Origin of the sequence: Rothia mucilaginosa, assembly GCF_964210535.1 — a bacterium.
GTDB lineage: Bacteria > Actinomycetota > Actinomycetes > Actinomycetales > Micrococcaceae > Rothia > Rothia mucilaginosa_F.
On record NZ_CAXOMR010000009.1, the window covers coordinates 1 to 12,615 of the forward strand.

Genomic DNA, 12,615 nt, shown 5'->3' on the forward strand with positions numbered 1-12,615 from the left:
ATTTATGACGTATGGCACCTATAAGAATGCATGTAAAAGGGCTTATAAGTTAAAGGGCGGTGCCCCGGAAGGTCATTCTTCCGGGGCACCGCCCTTTAGCTATGTGGGTTTATGCGATTGAGGGACGAAGCCTAGCCGGCGTGAACGTCTTCGTCATGTACGTTCTCGTGGCACAAATCCTCGTGCAGAATATCCCGCGCCGGATGCTGCCGCGCCCGCTCCTCCGCAGCACGGTCAGACAGCGAATAAAACCACGTAATGTGATCGCACACCCGCTCATAGGCCGCCTGCTCATCGTGAGAGGAAATCGCCTCAATAATGCCGTAATGCTGCTGCTGCAACGTGCGCTTGACCGCCTCCCAATCCTTCAGGAAAGGAACCGCCTCCTGCACATAACTCATCGTCGCCATGTGCAGAGAGTCAATCACCGTATCAAGCACAATATTGCCGCCGAGCTTCGACAGCTCATAGTGAAAACGCGTATCGCAGAAATGGAAACGCTCATCGCTGATCTGCTCATCCATCTCCGCCAGATGCACACGCGCACGCTCCAGCGCTGCCGCACGCTCCGGAGTATCCGGCGCGGCAGCTGCCGCACGTGCCGCAGGGCCCTCCAGTAGCAGGCGGGTTGAGACAACGTCCTTCACCGGCAGGCTACGGGTCGCAATGTGCATGCGCAGCGCCCAGCTGAGTGCATCCGACGGCTCCGAAATGATAATCGCGCCCGACTTCGGTCCCGAACCGGTGCTGGAACGAATCAGACCCAGCGCGTTCAGAACCCTCAACCCCTCACGGACCGAGGGGCGGGAAATACCGTGCCGTGCCGCCAGCTCACGCTCGGAGGGGAGCTTATCGCCCACACGCAACTCACCCAGACGCAGACGCCGCTCAAAGGTCTCCAGAATGATGCTGTAGCTGCGGTCCGCCAGAATCGGCTGACGCTCAACTACAGGGGGCGCCTCTGCAGGCTGGGTGTCGTCAAAAGAACGAGGCATACTCTCTCCTGATAACGAGGCGGATAACGAAAAGAAGTCTCGACTCAGCATGTTCCCGAGAACTATCGGGGCAACCTGTCGAGTCATAAGGGGGCATAAAAAGCGGGGCGGCAGAACCGAGAAGGTTCGCCGCCCCGCCGTGGCCACCGGAAAATACCGGGGCGAATGTCCTACGGCCCTTGAGGCTTTCACCTCAAGAACTCTCTAAGGGGTGAGCCTCAGATTAGGGAATCATGAAGGACAGAACGTTGGTCTGCAGGAAGACCAGGACGCAGACGAACAGGAGCATAGCGAAGGACCAGGGGAGGACAGCCTTGAGGATGTCGGATTCCTTGCCTTCCATGTCCACGGAGGTAGCAGCAATAGCCAGCGACTGCGGGGAGATCATCTTACCGACCACACCACCGGTGGTGTTAGCAGCCAGCATGAGCTCGGGGGTTGCGCCGTGGATACCTGCGTGCTGCAGGTTCTCAGCAGCAGACACCTGCAGCTTGGCGAACAGTGCGTTCGCACTGGTGTCCGAACCGGTCACAGCGGTACCGATCCAGCCCAGAGCCGGTGCGAGGAACGCGTAGACGGTGCCCAGGCCTGCCAGGAAGGTACCCATAGCAATGGTCTGACCGGAGAAGTTCATGACGTATGCCAGTGCCAGAACCGAAGCAATGGTCAGGATGGACCAACGCATGCGGTAGACAACGGAACCGAACTCGGTGAAGATTGCCGGGAACTTGAAGGCGTAGCGGCCCTTCTCGTTGAAGAAGAAGTAGACGACCGCAACAACCAGACCGGAGATGATCAGCAGGGTGCCGGGGTTGGACATCCACGCGAAGTTGTAGACAGCGTCCTTGACGGGCTTGCCGTCAGCGGTGACGAGGCGGGAGCTCAGAGCCTGGATATCAATCTTGATGACGAAGCTCTTCAGCCATGCCTTCAGGCCAGCGTGCAGGTTAGCAACACCGAAGATTGCAACGACGATGACGTAGGGCAGCAGTGCCATCCAGACGCGAACGGCGGGCAGAGCTTCCTTCTCTTCAGCCTGTGCGGGCAGGCCGTAGCGTTCACGAACGCCTGCGACGCCGCGCGGCTTCCAGAACTGCAGGAAGACAACAGCAACACCCATGGAGACGATGCAAGCAACAACGTCGGTCAGGTTGTATGCGGGGGTAGCAGCGGTGACCCACTGTGCAATTGCGAAGGAGACACCGATGATCAGTGCGGGCAGCCATGCGTCCTTCAGGCCCTGCATGCCGTCGAGGATGACGAGCAGGATGAGGGGAACGAGCATTGCCAGGAACGGAGCCTGGTGACCAACGATGGTTGCGATAACGTGTGGGTCCTTGCCGCCAACGTCAGCTGCGGTGGTGATCGGGACAGCAACTGCGCCGAATGCCACGGGTGCGGTGTTAGCGATCAGAACGGTAATAGCAGCCTTGAGGGGCTTAACGCCCAGGGCGAGAATCATGGTTGCGGTAATTGCAACGGGAGCGCCGAAGCCAGCCAGTGCCTCGAGCAGACCGCCGAAGCAGAATGCGATGAGGATAGCCTGGATGCGCAGGTCGCCGCCGCCGAGGCGGTCGAAGACGCGGCGCAGGTCTTCAAAGCGGCCGGAGAGAACGGTGAGCTGGTAGAACCAGATTGCACCGAGGATAACCCAGCAGATGACCAGGCCGTAGATGCCACCGCGGACGGCGCTCAGACCGGCGAGATCAGCGGGCATGTGGAAGCCCAGGACTGCTACGAGGATGGATGCTGCCAGTGCCACGAGTGCGGACCAGTGAGCGCGTGCCTTAACGCCCAGTAGCATCACAAAGAAGGTGAGGAGGGGAATGGTTGCCACGAGTGCGCTGAGGCCGAGGCTACCTCCCACTGCATTGGTTACAGCGGTATAAGTTTCCACTGGAACTCCTTTGGTTCAGGGTGTGTTTTGTGTGTGGTCAGACCATAGATAATCCCGCTGGGGAACGGGTCATTGTTCCCTGCATGGGGATGTGGTCAGACCATTGATCGCATGTTTAGAAGAGTACCGGATAGTGCAGCATTTCACCAAAAGTGACCTGACTCATTTTTGAGCCTTAGGGGCACTTGGCGTGCCTGTTGCCCGTGAATTTACCGAAATATTGCGGCCCTGACAGTTAATGCCAGCTTCTGAAACTCGAATATTTCTGAAGGCGTAATGAATTGGGTGTATGAGTGGTTGCTTTATCCGTTAGGGAACCTTCAATAGTGGGCACATTCTTGAAAAGAATGTTGCGTTAAAGAGGAGTCACCCCACAAAACAATCATAAAATCTTCAGAACGGCGGATTTCTAGGGGGTTTAGCCACCAAAGATGTGCGTTTGATAAACGTTCAATAAATAAAGAGGTATAGGGGGTGGAGCGGGGGTAAAAACTAGATGAGGTCATATGTACCGAAAGGTAGGGAAGTGTACCTTAAGGTCAGGGTGACCTAACCCGTTATTTAACAAGGAAAGTATGTGCTATTTCGACTAGAGAAAAGCCGCACAACGGTGTTAAATGGCAAGGAAGATAAAAGACATCACCACGGTTTCTGATCCCACCGCATCCCACCTCCACTTGGGGCGCGCACATTCAGCCGGAGCTCTCCGGCCCAGCTTCCCCGACTCAATACAGCTGAGTCGCCTCTTTGGAAGACCGAACTTATTCGGACTGTGCCCCGCCTGCCCCAGACGCAGGCGGTGAGACCGAGAAACTCTGAACACAGAGGAAAGGACGGACAAGTCATGCGCATTGCACTCTTCTCCACGTGCATCGTTGACGGCATGTACCCCCGCGTAGCACGCGCCACCGTCGAAATTCTTGAGCGCCTGGGCCACGAGGTTGTCTTCCCCCCGAACCAGACCTGCTGCTCCCAGATGCACGTCAACTCCGGTTACTTCGATGACGGCTACGAAGTCATCAAGAACCACGTCGAGGCATTCGACTCCTGGGACTGGGACGTTGCTGTTGCGCCCTCCGGCTCCTGCGTCGGCTCCCTGCGTCACCAGCAGGCAATGGTCGCACGTAGCCGCGGCGACGAGGCACTGGCTCTGAAGGCAGAGCAGATTGCTTCCCGCACCTTCGAGCTCTCCCAGCTGCTGATCGACATTCTCGGCATCACCAACGCTGCTGAGCAGCTCGGCTCCTACTTCCCCGAGCACGTCACCTACCACAGCTCCTGCCACGGTATGCGCATGCTCGGCCTGGGCACCCGCCAGCAGGACCTGGTCCGCACCGTTGAGGGTATCAAGTACACCCAGATCGAGGGTATGGACCAGTGTTGCGGCTTCGGCGGTACCTTCTCCTTCAAGAACGCTGACGTCTCCGGCGCAATGGTCAACGACAAGGCAGACAACGTTGAAGCAACCGGTGCTTCCGTCTGCACCGGCGGCGACTGCTCCTGCCTGATGAACATCGGTGGCGCACTCTCCCGCCGCGGCTCCGACGTGAAGACCATCCACTTCGCTGAGATCCTCGCGTCCACCAAGGAAAACCCGCTCAAGATTGATGCCGAGCACCTCGAGCTCTCGATCGGCTAAGGAAAGATAAGACCTCATGACCGCTATTCAGCTTGGTATGCCCAAGGTCGTTCACTACGGCGAGGGCAACATTTTCGAAGAAACCCCCTTCCCCAAGTACGCGAAGGAAGAGCTCAAGAACGAGCAGCTGCGCTCCAACCTGCGCTTCGTGACCCACGCGATCCGTAACAAGCGCGCCAAGGTCACCGCTGAGGTGCCCGACTGGCAGGACCTGCGTAACACCGGTGAGTCCGTCAAGAACTACGTTCTGGCGAACCTGCCCGAGCTACTCGAACAGTTCGAGCGTAACTTCACTGCCGCAGGCGGCCACGTGCACTGGGCACGCAACGCCACCGAGGCAAACCAGATTGCTTTGGACCTGATCCGCGAGCAGGGCGTGGACGAAATCATCAAGATTAAGTCCATGGCAACCGCAGAGACCGGCCTGAACGAATTCCTCGAGGAAAACGGCATCAACGCTATTGAGACCGACCTCGCGGAAGAAATCGTCCAGCTCGGCCACGACCGCCCCTCCCACATTCTGGTGCCCGCAATTCACCGCAACCGCCGCGAAATCCGCGACATCTTCCTGCGCGAAATTGAGGGTATTAACCCGGACATCACCGATGAGCCGGCAGAACTGGCAGAGGCATCGCGTAACCGTCTGCGTAACAAGTTCCTGAACACCACCGTGGCAGTCTCCGGCACCAACTTCGGTATTGCTGAGACCGGTACCCTGACCATCGTGGAGTCCGAAGGTAACGGCCGTATGTGCCTGACCCTGCCCGACACCCTCATTACCTTCATGGGTATTGAGAAGATTCTGCCCACCTTCCAGGACTACGAGGCATTCCTGCAGCTACTGCCCCGCTCCTCCACCGGTGAGCGCATGAACCCCTACACCTCCATGTGGACCGGTGTGACCCCCGGTGACGGCCCGCAGAACATGCACGTCATCCTCATCGACAACGGCCGTACCGCCGTTCTGTCCGACGAGCTGGGCCGCCAGGCACTGCGTTGCATCCGCTGCTCCGCTTGCATGAACGTGTGCCCCGTATACGAGCGCGCAGGCGGTCACGCCTACGGCTCCACCTACCCGGGCCCCATCGGCGCGATTCTGTCCCCGCAGCTCTCCGGTATCGAGGCTGCAGAGAACAACTCCCTGCCGTACGCATCCTCCCTCTGTGGCGCATGCTACGAGGTCTGCCCCGTGAAGATTAACTTCCCCGAGGTCCTCGTGCATCTGCGCGCTAAGGATGTTGAGTCCCAGCACGCTGTCCGCGAGTTCGAGGGCAACAAGAAGGCTCCCTTCTCGCAGATGGACGGCATGATGCTCGGTGCGAAGAAGCTCTTCACCTCCGGCAAGATGATGTCCATTGCAGAGCGTGGTCTGCCCATGTCCCGCCTCATTACCGGCCGCAAGCACAAGATCACCGCTGTTCCCGGTATCGTCGGCGGCTGGACCGCTTACCGCGACATCCCCGAGCCCCCCAAGGAATCCTTCCGCAACTGGTGGAAGAAGGAGAAGGGTCAGGCTCCGGCACGCGATAACGCACAGCGCGTTGACATTCAGGCCCTCATCGAGGCTAACAAGGGTAAGGCAGCTGAAGCGGCTGCAAACGCTAAGGCTGCTCAGGAAGCCCGCGAAGCTAAGGAGAACAACTAATGTCCTCTGCTAAGGAAGATATCCTCGCACGTATCCGCTCGTCCCTGGCTGACGCACCCGTCGCCCCCGAGCCCGTACGTAACTACCGCCGCGTCAGCGAGCTGAACGAAGAGCAGACCATTGAGATGCTCGTCGACCGCCTCATTGACTACAAGGCAAATGTGTTCCACGCGAACAAGGAGAACATCTCCGAGGTCATCGCAGAACGCCTGGGTGAAAAGTCCACCTACGTGGTTCCCGAGGGCCTGAACATGGAGTGGCTGCCGGCTGACACCGCTGACCGCAAGCGCGTCACCGACTCCGGTAGCACCCTCAAGCCCGGCTGCCTGACCCTGAAGGAACTGGACGCAGTTGACGCTGTGGTGACCGGTTCGACCGTCTCCTGCGCAGAGACCGGCACGATCTTCTTGAACACCAACCCCGATGAGGGTCGCCGCGCCATCAGCCTGGTGCCCGACCACCACATCTGCGTGGTGCCCCGTTCCACCGTCGTGGAGCTGGTTCCCGAGTCGATCGAGCGTATCACCTACACCCGCCCCGTGACCATGATTTCCGGTCCGTCGGCAACCAGTGATATCGAGCTGATCCGCGTGGAGGGCGTGCACGGCCCCCGTACCCTGGACGTCATCATCTACGACGCCTAAGGTAAAGCGCCAGAAGGCAAACCTCTAAAGAAACCGCCCGAGAGCTAAGGCTCCCGGGCGGTTTCTTTATGCCCTCTTGGCTTCTGCATCTTTCAGAGCAGTAGAAAGCGGCGGAGAAGATAAGCGAACGGTGGCGGGCCCATGTTTCCCGCCACCGTTCTGTGCTTTATAGGGTGGTGTATCGACGGTTAGCGTCGTAGCGCCCCGTAAAGGTGCTTAGGCGCGTGCGTCGAAGTGCTGCAGACCGGAGTCCTCGCGGCTACCGCCCTGGCCATCGCCAACATCGTGGTAGTCCTTGATCCACTCGATCTTCTGAACCCACTTGACCATCTTGTAGCCGTGCATGGAGTCCGCACGCAGACGGAGCGGGCCACCGTACACATCCGGCAGGGGCTTGTCGTTCATGCCCCACGCCAGGATGGTCTCATCTTCCATTGCCATGGAGATGTCCAGGCACTCGTAGTAGGGTTCGGTCGGGCGGCCGTCGTAGGTGTGGCCCACGTGGCCGAAGGAGGTCACCATAACGTAGCGTGCCTCGTCGGTCTTCTCGACCAGTGCGAGAACGTCGCGCAGGCGCACGCCCTCCCACTTGGCGATGCCGGTCCAACCCTGCATGCAGGTGTGCATGGTGATGTTGACTTCCTTGCCCAGCTGCTTGAGCTCGTCAATGCTCAGGGACTTGGATTCCTTCACCAGGCCGCCCAGCTCCAGGCGGTAGTCAACGAACTCGTGCTCCTTCAGGCGGTTCCACTCGGTGCTCTCACGCTCTGTCGGCGGGCGAGTGTTAACCCAGTGGAAGGGCGAGATGTCGGCATCGGTGAAGGTCTTCTTCTGCACCTGACGGGAGGTGATACGGTCCAGCAGGACGTTACGAATCGGCTGGGTCAGACCCCAAATGAAGGTCTGGGTGAATCGCAGGTCGCGCAGGGACCAGTACGAAGCGAAAATCCACAGAGCCACAGCGAAGACAATGCCGCCAATGAGCATGGTGACTGCCTGAGCGAACTGTGCTGCGTCCACCTCGTTGTAGGGCTTGTTCAGCATCATGTGGGCGATGTTGTACTGGGGGTGAACCACGAACACCAGCGCCACGTGAATGACGGTGAAGACGCAGTAGAACGCCATGCCCAGGAAGTGGATGGAACGTGCGGTCTGGCGGTTACGGAAGAGGCGCACGTAGCCGGGGAAGCGGCCGCAGAATGCCGGGCTCATAATCGGGCCGGTTGCAATCATCAGCGGTGCCACGATGAACACCACGGTGAAGTACATGATCTGCTGCAGAGCGTCGTACGGCTGGAAGTGCTCAATCGAGGGAATCTGGAAGCCAGCGTAAATCTGGATGGATTCCCACGCCTGCGGGATGATGTCCCAGCTGGTCGGGACGATGCGGCGCCACTGACCGGTCAGGAACAGCAGGGAGACATATACCAGACCGTTAACAATCCAGATGACGGTCACCAGCGCGTGCCATGCGCGGCCCAGACCAATCTGGGCTTTACCGGGCAGAGAAATCAGGGGAGACAGGGTGCGCTGGTCATCGCGCGCAGTAAATGCGCCGGGGGTGGTAGGGACCTTGTCCTTGGTGAACTTAATCCACTCAGAACCCGGGGTGCAGTGGTTGTTCCAGTACAGGCGGGGGTGAGAGGCGAGAACTTCCCAACCTGAACGAATCAGGAAGCCCATCATAATGAAGTTGATAAAGTGCGTAATTCGGAGCCAGGCCGGGAAGTCCAGCTCTACGCCACCAGTGCTCGCGGTGAGGAGTAGTTGGTGCATGATATTTCCTTCGGAAATGACTGTGTGTGCAGACAATCTTTAGGATTCAGTGCGAGGCCTTTGAGATGTGAGGTTAGAAATAATTACCTTTCTGACCCATATGATCCTCCTCCGTGGTTGGGAGCCGCCGGGGGTATCGTCACGGATACTCCCGAAAGGGGCGCCTCCCGTGTGTGAGAGGGGAGGTGCTCCAGCTCCCGCTGGGGCGGAAGCGACTCTGTGTATGTATGTTGGTTTATGTGTGTTTTAGGGAAATTCCCTGTCCGCTTTCAATTTTATAGGACAAAGTGTCAGTCGTGAAAGCTAAGACACGTCATGTTCTGTAATATTTGCATAAAAAATCCGAATTTAAGGAAGATTCTTATCTTTCCGCGGTTTATAGGGTCTTTCGGGCGCAAAAAACCCACAGCAGCCTCAGGAGGGGATGCGGTGGGTTTTGATCCTATATGTGGGATGCATGTTGGTTTGCAGGGCTTTAGCTGCCTGGTATTGTGTGGTTTTATAAATTCAATCCCACATAAGGTTGGGGTGACTGTAAGCGGGGTACCCGCTCAAACCGGTTCGTACCCGATCTTGAAATGTCGAACCGCAACCGTAGCCGCTGCTAGATCTCTGCAGAACCCGTATTCTCCGCAGAACCCTTACGCTTCTTTGCTACGCTTCTTTGCCTCAGCCCGAGAGGCTGCTCGAGACGCAACGCTAGAACCAGCGGAAGCGCCCGTAGCCTCGGCAGAACCGGGCTGAGCATCAGCCGGGGACTCAGATTCGGGCTGGGTCTCAGAATCAAGCTGGGGCTCGGAGCCAGGCTGGGACTTCAAACGAACCACCGGAATCATGCCTGTGGCAAGCTTCGCCTGCGCATTACGCTGAGCCTTCAACGCATTCATCTGCTCCTTACGGCTCGGCTCCTGCTGAATCGGCTGACCAGAACCAAACGCCTGACGAATACCCAACGCCCATAGCGGGAACAACAGAACCGTCAGCGCGCCGCCGGCAACCAGCAGCGACGCCGTGGACTCCTCCAAAAGATCCGAACTGGTCGCAACCTCTGTCACCGCCACAATAATCGGCAGACCCGCAGCCGAATACAACGCCAACTGCGCCTTCTGCGCGCGAGTAGTCAACCCCGAACGGGTATCGAAGAAATGCTCCGCCAAAAGAACCGGAACGCCGCGGCACAGCAGAATACCCACCACCACGGCAAGCAGACCCAAAGGCTTAGCCACCACAGCAGAGACATCAATGCCCATACCGCTGACCACGAAGAACAGCGGAATCATGAACGTAAAACCAACCACCTCAAGGCGGCGAGTCATCATATGCAAAGCCGCTGGAGGGGTCAGGGTACGCAAAATCAGGCCCGCCGCAAAGGCACCGAGCACCGCATCCAAATCAAAGAGGGCAGTGCACATGATCAAGGTCGCCAGCAGGAACATCGCAAGACGCAGAACCGTCTGACCGGTCGTATTCGCCTCCGCAGCCATAATCTGACGCAGACCCGGCACATGCGCAAACAGACGATGCGGAATCAACGCCACAATCACCGCCACCACCATAAACGCCAGCAACACCACGATCGCCATGCCCGGCGAACGCGAAGACAGCAGCAGCGAAATAGCGAAAATCGGCAGAAGCTCACCCACCGCACCGTGCACCAGCACCGCATTACCCACCGGCGTACCGGCAGCACCGTGAGACTTCAACATCGGCAATAGCGTGCCCAAGGCCGTGGAACTCAACGCCACGCCCACCGCAATATACGTATTCAGCTCATGCGAGAACGACGTAATAACCGCCGCACCCGTCATGCCCAGAGCAAAGCACACCACCCACGTGGCAATAGCGCTATAACCCTGACGGCTACGCAACGACGACACGTTAATCTCAAAGCCCGCAATCAAAAAGAGCATACCCAAGCCCAGCTCCTTCAGCAGCGGGATACCGCCCTCACTGCTGGCAAGGTTGAGCATATTCGGGCCAATCAGCAGACCAAAAATGAGCAGGAAAACCACATCAGGGATCTTCTTGCCCGTCAGCCGCGAAAGAATCGGCGACAGCAACGCAACCAACGTAATCCAGAAAATGGACACAAACTGGCCGCTATCGTGGCTCGACCCTTCCGACAGAGTCGTACCCGAAGCAAGAAGAGCACCAGACGCCCCCAAATCCGTCAAGAAAAGCGGGGAAAAAGTCGAAAACATAAAACCTCAACGTGGTGTGTGCAGGTGGGGCGCGTTTGGGACAGTAAAAGGAGCGAAATCATGCTCCCGCGGGATTGCCCCACCTTTAAGAACGTACCAATGGTACACACCTAACCTCGTGCAACAACACTTGAACATCACCAACAGGGCAAGAAGCTCCAGCCAGCAGCCGACAGAGACACGGTATGAGAGCAAAACCTCCGCGCCACCACCCGAGCAGACACAGCTTCCACCGTTACACTTAACACCTATGCCAGCGCATCCGGCACACACCACCGGGTAGGCAATACCCTGGCAACGCACATCCCCTAGCAGGGCACACACCCTGGCAGGGCGCACAGACTCTCAAACACGGCACTACAAGGAGTGAGGACATGGCAGCAGGGCGCACTCAACCTATCCCCACCGTCAGCAGCGGGGCACGCGCCGCCTCCCTCGGAGGCACCCGACGCGACCTCGGGCTCGACCTCGCCCGCGCCTTCGCCGTGCTCAGCCTGCTCATCCCCTTCGGATACTGGCTGCAACTGATCCCGGTGTCCTGGACGTTCTGGATCCCGCAGACCCTCGTACCGGCAGAGCCGCTCTTCGCCGCAATCCTGGGTGCAGCCGCTTGGCGTTACGCTCGCACCGCAAACTTCCCGCAGCTCTTCGCCGGAACCATCGTGCGATTCCTCGCGCTACTTCTGCTCGGCGTGGCGCTCATGCAGGGCATCACCTACCTGCCGCAACCGGGCGTCACCGTACCGGCACAGGGCTTCAGCTATTCTCTGCCCTTCGACATGCTCGTGCACCTGGCACTACTCACCCTGCTGACCCTATTCGTCGTGCACCTGCCCCTCTGGGCAGTCGCAGCGCTTGCGGTGCTCACCAGCCCCTTTATCACCTGGACCTACACCCTGCTCATGGACGTAGCCGCCCAGGCTGACCAGTGGACCGCCGTTCAGTTGCCCTTCCTGGCGAGCCACGGAGTCAACCACGCCCAAAGCGCCCAGCTCATCTGGGTCATGTGCCTGGGCATCGTGCTCGTACGCCTCTACGACAACCTGCAGGCAAAGCTCGCAATCCCCGTCGTACTCGCCGTACTGGCGCTCGCCGTGTACCGCACCTTCAACCCCTACACGGAGCTGGGCTTCCTCAACAGCCCGCAGGTGCTGCTGACCCTGAACCTGGCGGCAACCCTCTACTTCTGGGCTGAATGCGCGCGCCTGCTCTCCGCGCAGGCGGGAATGCTCACCCCCGTTGCGCGCCTGGGCCAGATGTCGCTGAGCGCCTCCATCGTGCTGAGCGGAATCATCATCTACGCCGGCCCCACCATCAAGGCATTCACCGTCGGCGAGCACTACGTGGCAACCGGAGGCTGGGGCACCGCCGTGTACTGGAGCGCATTCCTGCTGCTCGGCGCCGTCATCGCCCTGGGCTTCTGCACCCTCTGGTCGCGCATGGCACGCTCCGTAGCCGGACGCGGCCCCCTGGAGGCGATTCTCGCCCTCATCTCCGGGCGCGGCTAAACACGGCCGTACAACGTACAAGCGACCCCTTACCTGCGTTTCTGCACGGGTAGGGGGTCGCTTTTATACATTCAGATCTGCACCAAAAATACTGTGGCAGAAATACTGCGACAAAAATACTGCGGGTACGACAAAGCCCCGGTCCAGCGGACCGGGGCTAGTTGTCGGGATGACAGGATTTGAACCTGCGACCTCGTCGTCCCGAACGACGCGCGCTACCAAGCTGCGCCACATCCCGATGTTGACCTATCAGCGAATACCGTAGGCAACTCACCTAGGATAACCCAAAAAAATTCAGAACGCAACACAG

General features: G+C 58.8%; 8 protein-coding genes and 1 tRNA gene. 4 read left to right on the forward strand and 5 right to left on the reverse strand.

What is annotated here, in order from left to right:
• Positions 1–131: 131 nt before the first annotated feature.
• On the reverse strand, positions 132–995 hold the full coding sequence (locus AB8C10_RS04390) for a FadR/GntR family transcriptional regulator (protein ID WP_060824322.1): 864 nt from the start codon (positions 993–995) through the stop codon (positions 132–134).
• Between the two features lie 223 nt (positions 996–1,218).
• Positions 1,219–2,892 carry an L-lactate permease gene (locus AB8C10_RS04395; protein WP_314909694.1) on the reverse strand — a complete coding sequence of 558 codons (1,674 nt, stop codon included), beginning with the start codon at positions 2,890–2,892 and terminating at the stop codon, positions 1,219–1,221.
• Positions 2,893–3,736: 844 nt separating this feature from the next.
• Here AB8C10_RS04395 and AB8C10_RS04400 point away from each other — a divergent pair.
• Genes AB8C10_RS04400 through AB8C10_RS04410 form a run of 3 tightly spaced genes read left to right on the forward strand, consistent with a single transcriptional unit; the run spans position 3,737 to position 6,820 of the window.
• Complete coding sequence (locus tag AB8C10_RS04400) at positions 3,737–4,531, forward strand: (Fe-S)-binding protein (protein WP_368866968.1); 795 nt, start codon at positions 3,737–3,739, stop codon at positions 4,529–4,531.
• 16 nt (positions 4,532–4,547) lie between these two features.
• On the forward strand, positions 4,548–6,176 hold the full coding sequence (locus AB8C10_RS04405; RefSeq protein ID WP_368866969.1) for a LutB/LldF family L-lactate oxidation iron-sulfur protein: 1,629 nt from the start codon (positions 4,548–4,550) through the stop codon (positions 6,174–6,176).
• Complete coding sequence (locus tag AB8C10_RS04410; protein WP_070691147.1) at positions 6,176–6,820, forward strand: LutC/YkgG family protein; 645 nt, start codon at positions 6,176–6,178, stop codon at positions 6,818–6,820. The genes AB8C10_RS04405 and AB8C10_RS04410 overlap by 1 nt, the downstream gene beginning before the upstream one ends.
• Before the next feature lie 216 nt (positions 6,821–7,036).
• Here AB8C10_RS04410 and AB8C10_RS04415 read toward each other — a convergent pair whose 3' ends face one another.
• Entirely contained in the window at positions 7,037–8,596 is a 1,560-nt protein-coding gene (locus AB8C10_RS04415) for a molybdopterin-dependent oxidoreductase (RefSeq protein ID WP_005504634.1), read from the reverse strand.
• 641 nt (positions 8,597–9,237) lie between these two features.
• Positions 9,238–10,797: a cation:proton antiporter gene (locus tag AB8C10_RS04420; protein WP_294626185.1), complete on the reverse strand. Its 1,560-nt coding sequence runs from the start codon at positions 10,795–10,797 to the stop codon at positions 9,238–9,240.
• 374 nt (positions 10,798–11,171) lie between these two features.
• Here AB8C10_RS04420 and AB8C10_RS04425 point away from each other — a divergent pair, with 374 nt between their 5' ends.
• The gene (locus AB8C10_RS04425; RefSeq protein ID WP_368866970.1) at positions 11,172–12,305 is read left to right on the forward strand and encodes a hypothetical protein; all 1,134 of its coding nucleotides are present in this window, start codon (positions 11,172–11,174) and stop codon (positions 12,303–12,305) included.
• Positions 12,306–12,469: 164 nt separating this feature from the next.
• On the opposite strand, the gene AB8C10_RS04430 is transcribed toward AB8C10_RS04425, so the two are convergent.
• Positions 12,470–12,543 (reverse strand) — tRNA-Pro (locus AB8C10_RS04430).
• Between the last annotated feature and the right edge of the window lie 72 nt (positions 12,544–12,615).